Origin of the sequence: Priestia endophytica, assembly GCF_026790145.1 — a bacterium.
GTDB lineage: Bacteria > Bacillota > Bacilli > Bacillales > Bacillaceae_H > Bacillus_I > Bacillus_I endophytica_A.
Genome location: NZ_JALAMS010000018.1, coordinates 447,262 through 464,549 on the forward strand (window position 1 = coordinate 447,262; position 17,288 = coordinate 464,549).

Here is a 17,288-nt window from a genome sequence, read left to right on the forward strand (position 1 = left end):
AGTGACAAAATTAGAAAAGAAAAACGTGGAAGATATTCTTAGTTTGACACCAACACAAAGGGGAATCCTGTTTCATGCTATTAAAGACCCGGAAAGCGAAGAATATTTTGAACAAATTACTTTAGATATTTCAGGTGAAATAGACTTGTCAATTTTTCAGGAAGCATGGGATATTGTTGTTAAAACTAATGAGCAACTGCGTACGATATTTAGATGGGAAAACGTCCAAGAGCCTGTTCAAATCGTCTTAAAGGAACATAAACCTGAAATTATTTTTCACAACTTTCAAAAGTGTGATGTTGAGGATGAAAATAAGCTAATTGAAAATATAAAAAATGAAGATATACAAAATAAGTTTGAACTTACAGATGTTCCATTTAGAATTCATTTGTGCCGAATTGAATCCAGTGCTTATAAAATGATTATAAGTCACCACCACATATTATATGATGGGTGGAGCAATGGAATTATTTTGAAAGAATTTTTACAAGCTTATCAAAATCTAAGTACATCAGGACAAACTAATTTTCCTATCAAAAAGAAATATAAAGATTTTCTGAAGTATTTAAAAAAACAAGATGTTGAGGAACAAAAATCATTTTGGGAAGAATACCTTAAAGGTTATAATACACCCATTATAATGGGTGCGGAAAAAACAGGAAGTAATATTGTCAGAAACGATTACCATCAAAGTATTAAACTTTCTAAAAGTAAAATCGAGGAGTTTACAAAGAAACATGAGGTAACATTAGCATCATTTATATATACAACGTGGGGGTTAGTACTACAAAAATATAACAATACCAACGATGTAGTTTTTGGGACAACTTTATCTGGAAGAGCAGATACTTTTTCAGGAGTTGAAGAGATTGTAGGACTGTTTATTAATACTTTACCATTAAGAGTAAAGAGATCAAGTGGGGAAAGGGCTGTAAATCTCGTTAAATCAGTTAACAAAAATCTTTTTGAATGGGAAAGATATAGTAAATACCCCTTAACGGAAATAAAAAAATGTTCCGAGTTGAAAGACGTACCAAATTTGTTTGATTCGATTATTGTTGTAGAAAATTATCCTCTTGACGATATTGTTATGAGTCAACAAAAAAATATAAGCTTTAATTCTTATTCTTCTTTTGAAATGACGAATTATGGATTGACAATCAGCGTTACAATTAGCAAAGAGGATATTGAGATAGATTTTACTTATGATGAACGAAAGTTTGAGTCGTCTTTTATAGCACAATTAGCAAACTACTTTTTATTAATTGCAGAACAAGTAGTACAGGATAAAATTCTCGATCAAATTGAAATTATTTCTACTGCCGAAAAAAGGGAAATTCTCCATAAATTCAACAATACGGACAGACCGTTGAAATCTGAGCTAACTATTAGTCAGTTAATTGAACAGCAAACAACGAAGACACCTCATCAAATAGCTGCAGTTTATAAAGACCACTCCCTTACTTATGCAGAATTAAATCATTTATCAAATGCCTTATCACATACTCTTATTAGAAATGGAGTACAAAATGGTGATGTTGTTAGTATTATGACAACGCCTTCTTTAGATATGATAGTGGGGATACTTGCTATAATTAAGGCAGGAGCAGCCTACATGCCAATAGACCCTGATTTTCCTTCTGAAAGAATATCGTATATGTTAAACGATAGCAATTCTACTATGCTCCTTACTAATGAAGAGACCTTACAAAAAGTGAAATATTTACACACTTTTAACCACATGAATGTAATATCAATGAATGATAAGAACAACTTTTCTGAAGATACATCCAGCCCAAAACTAACCTATAGCTTGTCAGATCTATTTACCGTGTTGTATACATCTGGAACAACGGGAAATCCAAAAGGTGTTATGGTAAGTAATAAAAATGTAATTAACGTAATTGAGTGGTTTGGGAAAACATACGAGATGGATGACGGGAAGAATTTACTGCAATTAACCAATTATATATTTGATCCGAGTATTGAAGATATTTTTGGATCATTATCATTTGGCTCTACGTTATATATAGCTGAAAAAGATTTAATTATGAATCCGGTTGATTTCTGCAAATATGTGAATGATAACGAGATAAATATTATTAATTTTATCCCAACAATGGTGAAAGAATTACTACTTAATGATTGTAAATTACCAAGTTTAAAAACGGTTATCCTTGGTGGAGAGAAATTAGAAAATGCTCTTAAAAATGAACTGCTTCAAAAAGGATATGAGGTTTATAATAACTATGGGCCAGTCGAGACTACAGTAGATGCATTAAGTGAAAAGTGTACAGAAGACGACGTTACACTAGGTAGCCCTATATCGAATGTTAAATGTTATATAATGGATAAAGATATGAATCTTAACCCTGTAGGAATCCCTGGAGAGTTGTATATTTCGGGCTTTGGTGTTTCAATGGGGTACTTAAACTTATTAAGCAAAACAGAGCAAAATTTTTTGCAGAATCCGTTCCAACCAGATGGATTAATGTATAAAACAGGAGATATAGCAAGATGGTTACCAAATGGGAAAGTTGAGTTTCTCGGCAGAGCAGATCATCAGGTGAAGATTAGAGGTTATAGAGTTGAATTGAATGAAATAAATAGTTTGCTTTTGCAACATGAGCAAATTGAAAATTCACTCGTTGTAGACATTAATAATTTAAGAGGTAACAAGGAACTGTGTGCTTACATTGTTTCAAACGATTATGTAGTGAAAGAGGATATAGTTGCTTACTTATCAGAATGGCTACCAGACTATATGATACCTTTACATTTTATTAATTTAGAAAAATTACCATTAACATCTGTAGGTAAGATTGATCGTACAAAATTACCTTACCCTTTAATAGATGCTAGCTGTGAATACACCTCTCCCATCAATGAAGTAGAAGAGGATTTAGTGGAAATATGGTCTTCAGTCCTTGGAATTAGTCAAAGTGATATAAGTACAAAAAAGAGTTTCTTTGAACTTGGTGGCGATTCCATTTTAAGCATTCAAGTTGTAGGCAGGGCACGGCAAAAGAGCATAGAAATGACAGTGAATCAAATATTTCAACATCAGACAATTTCTGAATTGGCAAAAGTTATTCATGTACTTAATAAGGAGCAAGACGAGAATACAGAACTAATTTCAGGAGAAGTTCCGCTTACTCCTATCCAAGAATGGTTTTTCAATCAGCCGTTGGAAAACTATAATCATTGGAATCAATCGATCGTATTAGATGTAAAAGCCCCCATAAATATTTCTTATTTAGAGAAGAGTTTTGCACAACTTGCTGCTTATCATGATAGTTTGAGACTTCGATACGAAAAGAATGGTGAAAAGTGGAAGCAGGTTTATACAGATGATACAGAACTTTCTATTTCATTTCATGTGTACGATATGAATAACCATAACTTAGACATGGATGAAATCGTTAATAACTTACAGTCAAGTCTTAATATTACAGAGGGCCCTTTATTAAAAGCAGCTTTTTTCGATTTTGGGAAAAAACAAAAAAGTAAATTATTTATAACTTCCCATCATTTAATTGTAGACGGTTATTCATGGAGAGTATTATTAGAAGATTTGCAGGACATTTATGAACAGTTAAAATCTAATAGTACAGTCGTGTTGCCTCCAAAAAGCGCATCTTATAAGTATTGGTCAACCAAACTAACAGAATATGCTCAATCTCAGGAGTTAGAAAATGAATTCAATTATTGGAATAGTCAAATATCACAAGAAATAAATGATATTCCGACAGATATGAACATTGGTTCTAATACTGAAGCGTCTTCAAGGACAGTATCAACTTTGTTGTCCAAGAAAGATACCGATTATTTGCTCCGCGGTTCAATACAATCATTTAATACAAGAATAGATGATATTTTATTAATAACCTTATCTCAAACCCTTCATAAATGGTGTGGAAAAACTTTAGTTGATTTAGAGGGACACGGGAGAAATAAGTTGTTACAGGAGCATGATTTATCGCGTACAGTGGGTTGGTTCACATGTGTATATCCAATCATATTAGGTGATTTGGATAAAGGAACAAACTTAAATCAAGTAATGAAACAAATAAAAGAACGTTATCGCAGTGTTCCAAATGGTGGTATAGGATACGAAGTTCTTTACTATCTTGGCGAATCTCTCATACGTGACCAACTTATTTCACGTAATAGAGCACAAATCAGTTTTAATTATTTAGGACAGTCTGAACAAATTTTTAAAAAGCAAGACTTATTCGAGATAGATAATGTGAATATTGGAAATAACCGAGAGGCAAACGGCAGTCGAAGTCACCTTCTTGACATTGAGTGTATGGTTATAGATGGTAGATTGAAGATTGAGTGGAAATATAGTACTAATTTTCATCAAAAAGAAACAATTGAAGATTTATTAAATAGTTATATTTTGCATTTGGGAAAATTCATTAGCCATAGCAAAGAAAAAGGAAATATACAGAACACACCATCTGATTTTCCGTTAGTATCCCTAAGACAAGAAAAAATTGATGTACTAAATGAAAAATTTGGTCCTTTAGATAATGTTTATCCATTATCTCCAGTTCAGAAGAGTATGGTATTTCATCATCTTTACACTCCAGAATCGACAGTAACATTAGAGCAAACTGTATTTACGATTAATTCTCATTTGAATGTTTCGGTTTTCAAAGATGTATGGAAGACGATACTTAATCGCCATGAAAGTTTAAGGACTTCTTATCATTGGGAAGATGTAGAGGAGCCTTTGCAGGTAATTCATAACAACTTAGAAGTTCCTTTTGAATTCATAGATTGGTCAGAAAGTGCACATAAAGATACTAATATAAGACTAGAAACCGTGATTGAAGATGACCGAAAAAAAGGGTTTGATTTAGATAAACCACCACTTATGAGAATCACTGTAATTAAACGGGGAGATTCCCTCTATGATGTAGTATGGACACATCATCATCTTCAGCTAGACGGATGGTGCAATAGCATTCTTTTTACAGAAATAGGCCAGCTGTATGAATCTTATTGTAAGGGCGAGAAAATAGATTTAGGAGAAGCGCTACCTTATGGTGAATATATAAAGTGGTTGCGTCAACAGGATAACACTAAGGCAAAAGAATATTGGGAAAATACTTTAAAGGGTTTTAATACACCCGTTCGTTTTAATAATATTTTTCCTAGTAAAGATATATCTGAGACCTCACCTTCATTTGGAACAGTACGACACAATTTATCTGACGAGATAGCACAAAAGATCAAAGACTTTTCAAAGCGTAATGGAGTAACCTTAAATACCGTTATTCAAGGATCATGGGCTATTCTGTTAAATCGATATTCTGAAGAAACTGATATTGCGTTTGGAATTACGTCTTCCGGTAGACCTGCTGATCTCAAAGGTTCAGAAAATATCATAGGTTGTTTTATGAATACTCTTCCTTTTAGGGTGCTTTTGGATGCTAACTCAGATACGGTAACTTGGTTGAAGAAATTACAAAAAAGCCAAGCAGAGATGCGGGAGTACGAATATTCATCACTTGCTGATATACGTAGTTGGGTGGATCTACCAAGGAACTCTGCACTGTTTGACTTATATGAGAGTATTGTAATTGTTGAAAACTATCCTTTTGATGAGATGTTAAAAGAGGGCGTTGGATCTTTAAATGTTGAATCAGTACGTGTGGAAGAACAAATGGATTATCCTATAGTGGTTTATTGCAATCTACAACCAGAATTACATTTGAAGTTGCTTTATAATCGTCATTTTCTAAATGAACAAGAGGCAAATCAAATACTCACTCATCTCGTTAATATTTTATCAATGTTAATAGAAGCTAATGTACAAAAAATAAATGATATTTCGATGATTAATCATGATGAACAATCTCATATACTTACTGCTTATAATCAGACAGATATGGAATATCCCAAAAACTATTGTTATCATGATTTGTTTGCCATTCAAGCTACGGAACGGCCAGATGCTACAGCAGTTATTCAAAATGGGGAAAGCTTAACCTATAAGGAATTGGATATACTTTCAAATAAACTTGCCCACAAATTAGTTGAAATGGGAATAGAACCTGATAAGCCAGTAGGAATATACATTGAGAGATCAACTAAGATGGCTGTATGTATTTTAGGGATATTAAAAGCCGGAGGAGCATTTCTACCAATAGATTCAGATTATCCTAGTAGTAGAGTTGATTTGATGTTAGCCGATGCCAATGTGCCAGTCTTGTTGAGTGAAGTAAGCCTCAAGCAAAAGATATCAGACTTTAGCGGTGAGATAGTGTATATAGATATGGAATGGAAGGATATAATACAAGAATCTGAGCATCTCCCAGCTACTAAGGTTAAACCTTCTAATCTAGCATATGTCATTTATACATCGGGATCTTCAGGGAAACCAAAAGGTGTTATGATGCCTCATGAAGCTGTAGTAAGTCATTCATTAGATATGATTAAAAGACTTACTCTCACAACAAATGATCGTGTTTTACAATTTTCGTCTATTAGTTTTGATATTTCATTAGAACAAATATTTTCGACATTAGCGAGTGGAAGTTGTCTAGTTTTTCGTGATAAGGAAATATGGACACCTATTGAATTTTCTCAGAAATGCGCAGAATTAGATTTGTCAGTAGTGAATTTGCCAACTTCTTATTGGGGAGAAGTAACGAAAGCATGGAACGGAAATCCAAAAATAATTCCTACATGTAACTTAAAGATAGTCATTGTTGGAGGAGAACAAATGACAGCTGAAAAAGTGAGGTTGTGGGAAGAACTTCCTTTAGAAGATGTTGTTTTGTTAAATGCTTACGGGCCAGCTGAAACGGCCATGACTAGTACTTTGTACAAAGTATCTGGTAAAGGAAGTAGGAGCGGAGCATTGAGTTTTATTCCCGTTGGTAAACCACTAGCAAATAGACGAATCTATATACTTGATAACCACCTACATCTATTGCCTCGGGGTGTGAAGGGTGAAATTTATATTGGAGGTATCCCATTAGCAAGAGGTTACTTAAACAAACCTGAGATGACAAAGGAAAAGTTTATTCAAGATCCTTATTATTCAAAAAGAAGTGAAAAATTATATAAAACAGGCGATCTAGGTCGAATTCTTCCAGATGGTAATATTGAGGTACTAGGAAGAAAAGATGATCAAACCAAAATTCGAGGGCATCGTGTTAATATCGAAGAGATTGAAGCTACAATGAGTTCTTTCAAAGAAGCTATAGATTCAGTTATTGTAAAAAAACAATCTGTTAACAACGAGAATTACCTTGTCATGTATTACGTTAACAATGGTAGCCAAAATATACCGAAAACAGATATACAAACGTGGTTACAAACAAAACTTCCGGAATTCATGGTTCCGTCATTCTTTGTAAAATTAGAAAGATTTCCGTTAAATCCTAATGGAAAAATAGATCGTAAAATGCTTGCTAATATGGAGATTGAGTTTGAGGATGTAAATAAGATTGTTGAACCTACTAACGCTAATGAACGTAAATTAGTTGAAATTTGGAGAAGTATCCTAGGATTTGATAATGTTGGGATTAATCAAAACTTTTTTGAAATTGGAGGTCAGTCACTTAAAGCTATTACACTTGTTTCAGAGATACAAAGAGAATTTGGAGTAGAGGTTCCATTAAAACAAATTTTTGAAAAACCGACAATCTTAGAACTATCAGCATACATCAACAATTATATTAGTGATTACAGCTCACCAGAAACGTTAAAAGTTCTTGAAAAAAGGGAGTACTATGAGGTTTCTTCATCCCAAAAAAGAATGTATATATTAGATTATTTAAATAGAAGTAGTACCAAATATAACATTTATGGAGCTTTCATATTAGAAGGAACAATAGATAAGAAATTAATCGAAAAATCGTTTAAACAACTAATAGAGCGCCATGAAAGCTTAAGAACATCGTTTCTACAAATGAACGGTCATATTGTACAAAAAATCCACAAAAACGTGAATTGGAGTTTAGAACACTTTTACTTAAGTGAAGAGGAAATTGACCAAGCCATTCATGATTTTATTAGACCATTTGATTTGAGTAGTTCATCCTTATTTAGGGCAGCAATTATGGAAATAACGTCTCAAAAGCATGTTTTAATTTATGATATGCACCATATTATCTCAGACGGGGTTTCCGTCGCCATATTAATGAGGGAGTTCTCTGAACTATATAAAGGAAATATTCTACCTGAATTAAGTGTACAGTATAAAGATTTTGCTAATTGGCAGAATCGTATTATAAATAGAGGAGCATTAAATAATCAACGGAATTACTGGCTCAGTCAATATTTAGATGAAGTGCCATTACTGAATCTACCTACAGATAAAGCCAGACCGGAAGAATTTACTTCTAAAGGTGGACATGTAACCTTTACATTAGAGAATGAGCTAAGAGATAAGTTAGATCGTTTTGCAAAAAAGAAAAATGTAACAATATACTCGATACTACTATCTGCACTAAATATTATGCTATCTAAACATAGTGGGCGAGAAGATATTGTAATAGGCACACCAGTGGCTGGAAGGTCGCATTTTCAACTAGAGCATATTGTAGGAATGTTTGTTAATACACTGCCGCTACGAAATAGACCTAAGAAAGATTTAACGATAGATCAATTTATAAGCCAAGTTGCTGAACAGACTCTAAATGGGTTGGAGAATCAAGATTTCCCGTTTGAAATGTTAGTAGACGAATTAAATATTGAGCACAGTTTGAATCGTAATCCATTGTTTGATGTTATGTTTGCATTTGAAAATGTAGATGCAGCAAAAGTAAACATTGATAATTTTATAATAAAGCCTTACGATTCTGTGTCAGATACTACGAAATTTGATTTAGAACTAAAAGTAACGGAAAGTGGGGCAGAACTATATTGTACATTGGAGTATAGTCAGGATTTATTTTATTTAGAAACTATCAACAATATGGTGGATCACTTTTTAAATATTTTAGAATGTATATCAATGGATAGTTCAATGAAAATTGGCGATATAGAAGTACTTACTGATCGTGAAATAAACGTAATGAAAATTATGAATCATACTCAGCTGTCGTTTCCTCATGGCAAAACCGTGAAACAAGTTTTTGAGGAAAAAGTGAGGGATTATGGTGACAATACAGCGGTAGTTACGACACAAGGCACACTTTCCTATGAAGAATTAAATGAGAGGGCAAACCAATTAGCACATAGTCTTACTGAAATGGGAGCAGGCCCAAATAAAGTTGTAAGTATTATGGCTGAACCATCTATAGAGATGATTGTTGGTATCCTAGGAATAATAAAAGCGGGTGCTACTTATGTTCCTATTGATCCACATTTTCCAGATGAGCGTGTCCATACAATTGTGAAATCAAGTAATTCAATAGGCCTTCTAGCACAATCTCATATATTGAAATCTCACAATATGCCTTACTTAGTTTGGCTCTTAGAAGATGAAAATTTATATTCTAAGGACAAGTCTAACCCTCCAAACAGATGTGAGTCTAATGATAACTTATATATAATCTATACATCTGGAACTACTGGGATACCTAAAGGAGTACCTGTTAAAAATAGAAGTATTATGAATTATATCTCTTGGTTTACAAGAGCGGGTTCAATAACACAGAACGATAAAACAGCATTGCTCTCTTCTTTTGCTTTTGATTTAGGATATACGAGTTTATATTCTTCAATATTAAATGGAGCAGAACTTCATTTAATATCACGAGAATGTTATTCAATCCCGATTAACTTATATAATTACCTAGCGAATAATAAGATTGATTATATAAAAATTACACCCTCTTTGTTCAGACAACTAGTTAGTGATAGTTTGTTGGAGAAAAGTAAGAACTTTTTAAGTTTGAGATTACTAGTGTTAGGTGGAGAAAAGATTCAGCTTAATGATATTAAACAATTCCATCATGTCTACCCTAAGACTAAAATAATGAACCATTATGGACCAACAGAAAGTACGATAGGTTCAATAGCCAAAGTAATGGACTTAGAGGGAGATAATTTTGCCGCTACTGAATCTATTATTGGTGTCCCTATTGATAATACCCAAGTATTTATTTTAAATCATAATAATCGGAATTTACCGATTGGAGTTTGGGGAGAAATATGTATTGCAGGTGAAGGTTTAACAGAAGGTTATCTAAATAATGAACAATTAAATAAAGAGAAGTTCATAAGGATTCCTTTACTTGGAGAGGGAAAAAGGATATATAGAACAGGAGATTTAGGTAGAGTAACAAATGAAGGTACTATTGAATATCTAGGGAGAAGTGATACTCAGGTCAAAATTCGTGGATATCGTGTAGAGTTGAATGAGATTGAACAGGTGTTGAAGCAGTATCATTCAGTAAAAGATGCAGTAGTAATACCGAATAGTAAACAAGATGGTGAAAATGAACTTTTTGCTTATATCGTATTGGAAGATAAGGGGAATGAAGCAGGTATTAGAGAGTATATTACTCGTAAAGTTCCTTACTATATGCTTCCAGCAGTTTATGTTAAATTGGATAATATTCCACTAACACCTAACGGGAAATTAGATGTGAAGAAATTGCCGAAAATAAGTAAGGAGATTATGATTTCTAACGATTCTTATTCCCCTACTGATGATGTAGAACAAGGAATATTAGAGATATGGGCTGACATACTTAAATTAAATTCAATAGGTATAAATGATGTGTTTTTCGAATTAGGTGGTAACTCTTTGAAATTAATGGAAGTAACTGTAGGGATTTATAAAAAATTTGGTGTAGATATTCCTTTAAGAGAGTCTTTCAAAGCACCAACCATTAAAGCAATGGGATCGTATGTTAAAAATATCGCTCAAAATCTTTATACTCCTCTAGAGCAGATCAAAAAAAGACCGTACTATGATCTTTCTGCAGCACAAAAACGAATATTTACAATAAATCAAATGGACAAGTCAGGAACTGCTTACAACATGCCTAGGGCAACTTTATTAGTAGGCGATATTGAAATTGAGAAGTTTAAACTAGCAGTAGATAAAGTGATAAAACGCCATGAATCACTAAGGACTTCTTTTGAAATAGTAGATGATGAACCAAAACAAATTATCCATGAAGACTCCAAAGTTGATATAAATTACTCTGTTCTAGAGGAAGATATAACCTTTGATGAATATGACGAGGATTCTACGGTAAAAAGATTGCTAAAAGACTTTATAAAACCATTTGACCTAGACACTGCGCCATTGGTAAGAATGAAGCTGATCAAAGTTGCTCCTAATGAACATGTTTTTCTACTTGATATGCATCACATAATTTCTGATGGTTATTCAATTAATATTTTGATAAATGAACTTACGAAGTTATATGAAGGTCAGAATCTAGAAAATCAAAAAATTCAGTATAAGGATTTTGCTGATTGGCAAAATAAATTTCTCAATTCTGATGAGATATCTAAACAAAAAGAATATTGGAAGAAGGCACTTAGTGGGAAAATTCCTACTTTGAGTATGCCTACAGACTATCCTAGACCGGAATTTCAAAATTTTGAAGGCGATAGTTACTCTATTTCAAGCGGAGTAGATTTAAAACAAAAACTAGAAGACTTATGTCAAAAATACAATGTAACCATAAATATGTTAATGATAGCATCTTATAGTATTTTATTGTCCAAGTATACTAACCAACAGGAAAATATTATAGGTATGCCAATATTAGGTAGAACACATGCTGATACCAAACAAGTTATAGGTATGTTTGTTAATACTTTACCAGTCAGAAGTTTTCCAAAAGACCATATGACTTTTGAGTCTTTCTTGAATGAAGTAAAGGATAATTTATTAGAAATTTATGACCATCAGGATTATCAATTTGATATGTTGCTAGAAGACTTAAATATAAAGCGGGAAAAAGGAACAACACCTATTTTTTCTACAGTGATAGCTGTTCAAGAAACGCCGAAAGATAGACAAATGATGGGTGATATTCAATTAATTCCGATAGAATATCATAATAATATATCTAAATTCGACTTTTCTCTTTTTGTAACGTGTGAAAAAGAAGAGATTTTGTTTGAAATTGAGTATTCGAAAGCGTTATTTAAGGAAGAAACAATAAAAAAAATTGGAAAAGGTCTATTTAGTATTCTAGAAACAATTAGTGCGAACGAACACGTAAAGTTAAGTGAAATCCAAGTTGAAAGTTTAATTAAAGTTAACAGAGAAATTGAAAATGTAACATTTGATTTTTAAAATGTATATCCACCAGTAAAAAATAACTGATAACACATGTGGTTAAAGAGTGAACAGAAACTAGGGACAAAGATGTCATTAGACATCCTTTGTTCCTAGTTTTTTAGATTTATAAATTTTTTAATTATTTAATGATATGGAAAAAAATCAATGTTGCTTTTAGTTCAAAACTACAAGTTTATGCTAAAATAAGGCATAGAAACAATATTCAAAGGAGATTTGGCATTGAAGGATAATAATACAATTAGCGGTTTTCATATTAAACATAGGACAGAAAATACAATAAAAGTACATCCTAAAAAATATAATTGGCACATTCCAAAAGCATTGCGCCATTTAGATATTCAACCAGGAGATATTGTACGAGCATGTGCAGGACCTGAGAACAGGGTATGTACAATTCTTGTTATGGAAGCTTTTCGAGAAGATATTGAAGTGGCAGGGAAAACATATAAGCCTGTTGTAAGATTGGTTGAGAAAGCTCCACAATAGGACAGAGGAGTAGGAAGAAGAGATATGTGAATCCTTGATCACATATCGAATGAGATGTATCTATCTTAGATGTTCAACTTTTAAAATAAAAATAATCTCTATACATAATTTCTTCTCTTGTAGTTCTAAAGTTACGTTGGATTTCTATGATGACGAGATAACAGGAACTTTTGGACTGGTAAACTTTATTCGTTTTTTATGAAATTCCCGTTTTGGTCCCTATTTCCATTTATGTTTATGTAAAATGTTATAGTATGGTAAAAATGGAAAAGGGAGTTCTGTTATGGGAAACATACAGGCGAATTTTGAAGATCTACAGAAAATTATACAAAAAACAAAAAATGCTAAGGCTAAAATAGATGCAATTCCAGGCCAGCTTAGTTTTTCTTTGTCAGGAGCCCTTTCTGAACTAAGCGGAGTATGGAATGGAGAGCTAGAGGGTCTGCAGCAAGAATTAGAGAAAAGTATTCGAGATTATGGGGAAGAACTAGGAAAAGTATATAATCATGTTTCTAAAACTTCTCAAGATCTAAAAAAAGCGGACGAAGCTATGAATGCTATCCTCTTCCCATCTTATTTGGTTCAGAAAGCTTTTGCATGGGCTGGTCTTATAGATAAGCCAACTCGTAAGATGTCTTATGGAGGAGTTGTTGCTCCTAGAACAGACGAGCTTATAGGGCGTTATAATTCTGAGAATTGGACTATTGATATTGTAAACAATAAGATCAATAATCCTGGAAACTTAAAACCTGTAAAAACTGTTCAAGTTTATGATGAGATAGAAGCGAAGCAAAGTGGAAAATACCATGTATATGCTAATGGACAAATTATTTGGGAGCATATAACTAAAACAGGTAAACAAGTTTTTACAGAAGTTGATGAGGTTCCGAAAGATAGGATAGGTGGAGTAACGGAACTTGATATTGATGAGGCTCTTGATGGTACTCCCATAGAAACAGCGGCGATAGTCGGTACTTTTATCGTGAATCCTGCTTCAGGCGTGAAAAAAGTAGTTAAGTCAGCTATAAAAAAAGGGTTAGAGAAAGCGCCGGCTTTGACTAAAAAGATATGGAAAAAAACAGGGGATAAAGGGTGGGAGAATCAGAATTATTTCAAAGTTAACAAGAAGGATGGCACTGTAATTAGGAACAAATTAAATAAAGAATTACAAGAAAAAAACAAAGAGATAAAAAGGATACTAATGGAAAAAGCGTATCTAAGATTCCATCAAAATTTGGGGATAGGGAGAAACTCGAGGGTCACTTTGATAAGCATGGAGGAGAGTTTGGAGATCTTTATAGGAATGCTGATGAATATCTGAAAGGTGCCAGAGAAGTAATTGATAAAGGAATAAAGGTAGAGTATAACTATAAAGGTGAAGTACGTACAGGATATGTTAGGTTTATGGGGAATAGTAGTAAGAGTGGTAGAGCGAAATTCGAGTTTGTAGGTACTAACAATAAAGGGGATATTACTACATACCACACTCAAAGTGGTAAAAAAATCTGGAAGACTATTAATAGAAAAATATTCCATTGATAAATCCAGTAGATTAGAAAAGAGGTTTTTAAAATGAGATACATGGCTCTTGTTAAGAAATTAGATCCAATAATTGAAGAGGAAGTAACATTACAGGTTGAAGGAGTTGAATTTACAGGTTTCTCTTTCATTTGTCCCTATCAAATTGAAGAAGGGAAGGTATACCCCGTATTAATAGGGTTCACTATCTTGGATGAATTAGTAATAAATGAAATTGAAGATAAGGAAAAAGGATTAAAGCGTATAAATTCAGGTTATGAATACTGTATCAGAGGGACTCTAAACGAAGACTCAATTGATGCAGGAATAGTTTTAAGCGATGAAGATGAATATTTCTTGGATTATCCGGAGTTACAAGGGAAAAATGTTGAAATTAAAGTTGATAGAATAAGTATAGAATTTTTGAGAGACTAGAACTAATTATCAAACTTAGGAAATAGGAGATATAATTTACCTGTTCTTAAGCATAAGACAAAAGTTGTTATTATCAAATTACTGTAAAAAAACGGATAATTTCCTTGAATTAAGGAACAAATGAATAATACATTAAATATTTTTTTGTGGTATTATACATTTGTGGTACATTTTAACATAAACTATAATGCTTTACCCCGCTTTGATTACGAAGGGCCAAGTTAATTCCTGTAGTGTTAGTTAGTACATATACCAAGTATCATCAAATTATATTTAGGACGGTGATGAAATTGGGTATTAGCTCGATTTTTTTACTAGGCATGATTGGAATCATGTTTTTATTAGTCTTTAGAGGAAAAGTACTTTCTTTGGTAAAACAAGAAAGCAGATTGGTAAAAAGTCTACAACGAAAATCTTGGTTTCATAATCCATATTCAAGCGGTATTGTATTGTTTCTATGGAATACTTTGATGACAGCTATTGTAGCTTTGTTGATTTTTACCCTTATGATTACAGAAATCTATATTCCTTATCTTCATCTTGTGATTTTTGGATTAGGGACCTTAGCATGCATTTTAGCGTGGGCAACGTTTAGTGCAGCTTGGGTTGGTTCTAAGAAAAGTCGACTCACAATGGCTAGTATCGGAAGTAGCTTCTATGTCCTATTAGGTATGTATGGGTTATATGAATTCATTACTTTAAAACCTTCTTACCCTGGAGAAGATGTATTTATGGCTGCTTTAGGCTTTATGGGGGTTATGATTGTTGCTGCGGTAGCGTTGATGACTTGCTTCTTATTCCTTGGATTTCAACAGAAGAGAGCAGCACATTAATGAACTAAAGAGAAAAGGGACTCTAAATTAGAGTCCCTTTTCTCTTTAAGACCTAAAAAATTTCTACATAAGTCAACGAGAATAAAGCTAAATCAATTGAAAAATCCCTCACTAATCAAAAAACAGCTAGTGAGGGGTTTTATTCAACTTCTTTACATTGTCTTACAGCTTAGCCGCCATCTCTTCCAACTGCCGATAATCCGCTTTCCCGCTTCCAAGCAACGGTACTGAATCAATCGTATGAACTTGAGTCGGGATATAGAGAGAAGAGACTTTTTTACTCTTAATAAATTTCCGCAGCTCTTTGCTATCGACATTTTGAACTGTAGTAAAGAGAATGATTTTCTCTCCCTTTCGCTTATCCTGAACGCTGACCGCATAGAAATTGGAGTCACCAAAACATTGGAAAGCTAGATCCTCAACTCCGTTAAGTGACACCATTTCACCAGCGATTTTGGAGAAACGTTTTAAGCGAGAGAGGATATGGAGATAGCCTTCCTCATCAATTTTCGCAATATCACCTGTGTTGTACCATTCACTACTTGGAATGAATCCTTCATTATGAATCATATAGCCTTTCATAACGTTAGGCCCTTTCACAAGCAAGTTTCCGCCTTCTGTAATGCCTTCAACTTTCTCAATTTTGGCATCCATTAAAGGAAGAATCTTTCCAACGCTGCCGAATTTATTGTACGTTGGCGTGTTTAGCGCAATAATGGGAGACGTTTCGGTTGCCCCGTAGCCTTGCAGAATTTCAATCGAGAATTTCTTTTTATACGTTTCGAACACGTCTTCTTTTAATTTCTCTCCACCAGCAATTACATATTTTAATGATGCAAAATCGTCCGGCTCCGCATATTTGGCATACTGATCAAAGAACGTATTTGTCGCAATCGTAATCGTGCTCTTATGCTTCTTAATCATTTTCGGAATTTCTTTATAATGAAGCGGTGACGGATAAAGAAACGCTTTTATATTAAAAATAAGCGGCAAAATAATGCACACCGTCATTCCGAAAGAATGAAAGAGTGGAAGCGGATTGAAAATCTTATCGTCTTCCGTAATATCAATCACTTCAAGCGCTTGCTTAATGTTGGCGTATACATTGCGGTGCGACAAAACAACGCCTTTTGGCTTGCTTTCGGTCCCTGACGTAAACAGAATCACTTCTTCTTTGGAAGCTTTTACAGGGCAAGATATTTTTGTTTCGAGAAACCCTTTGATTTTATGTGAAAGGGCAAGATTGTCTTTTAAATCTTCTACATAAACAATATGTACTTTCTTCTCCATTTCCTCAATGACCATACTAAGTCCCGCCACTTTGATAAACGTTTTTGAGGTAATTACCGTTTTCAAAGAAGTTGTCTCAATACAATCCAATAAGCTTTGTGCGCCCATTGAAAAATTCAAGATACACGGGACTTGCCCGTTTTTAAACAGGGAAAATAGCGCAATGGCTTGCCCTGTAACATTCGGTAGGAAAAGACCAACTCTTTCTTCCCCATTTGTTGCTTGTAAGATTTTCTGGCTTAAAACATTTACGCTTAATAAAACTTTCTTATATGTTAAAGCACCGTTTAAATCCTCTAAAATGACTTTTTTCGGATTTTTCTTTGCCTGTGTCCTCAGTTCTTTGTACAAATTAATTCTCTCTGGTATCTCTAAAACCACAATAAACCCCTCCACAATAACTGCTTTTCTTATATCATATGTATTTACTCCAGGCTCTATCATACCTGTTTCTTGCGTTCTCAACAAGGTCTGGATTGGGAAGGAGG

Annotated in this window: 6 protein-coding genes; 5 read left to right on the plus strand and 1 reads right to left on the minus strand. The window is 33.5% G+C overall.

What is annotated here, in order from left to right; all coding sequences use genetic code 11:
• Nucleotide 1 precedes the first annotated feature (1 nt).
• The 5 genes from MOC86_RS15950 to MOC86_RS15970 all read left to right on the plus strand — a co-directional run bounded on the left by MOC86_RS15950 (nt 2) and on the right by MOC86_RS15970 (nt 15,510).
• On the plus strand, nt 2-12,232 hold the full coding sequence (locus MOC86_RS15950) for an amino acid adenylation domain-containing protein (protein WP_268585041.1): 12,231 nt from the start codon (nt 2-4) through the stop codon (nt 12,230-12,232).
• A gap of 225 nt (nt 12,233-12,457) precedes the next feature.
• A complete protein-coding gene (locus MOC86_RS15955; RefSeq protein ID WP_268585042.1) occupies nt 12,458-12,724 on the plus strand; it encodes a DUF5839 family protein in 267 nt (88 codons plus the stop codon).
• Between the two features lie 283 nt (nt 12,725-13,007).
• Nucleotides 13,008-14,045, plus strand: a complete 1,038-nt coding sequence (locus MOC86_RS15960) for a hypothetical protein (RefSeq protein ID WP_268585043.1) — start codon at nt 13,008-13,010, stop codon at nt 14,043-14,045.
• A gap of 251 nt (nt 14,046-14,296) precedes the next feature.
• Entirely contained in the window at nt 14,297-14,677 is a 381-nt protein-coding gene (locus MOC86_RS15965; RefSeq protein ID WP_268585044.1) for a hypothetical protein, read from the plus strand.
• A gap of 284 nt (nt 14,678-14,961) precedes the next feature.
• Nucleotides 14,962-15,510 (plus strand): hypothetical protein, encoded by a 549-nt coding sequence (locus tag MOC86_RS15970; RefSeq protein WP_268585089.1) that lies wholly within the window; start codon nt 14,962-14,964, stop codon nt 15,508-15,510.
• 162 nt (nt 15,511-15,672) lie between these two features.
• On the opposite strand, the gene MOC86_RS15975 is transcribed toward MOC86_RS15970, so the two are convergent.
• Entirely contained in the window at nt 15,673-17,181 is a 1,509-nt protein-coding gene (locus MOC86_RS15975; RefSeq protein WP_268585045.1) for an AMP-binding protein, read from the minus strand.
• Between the last annotated feature and the right edge of the window lie 107 nt (nt 17,182-17,288).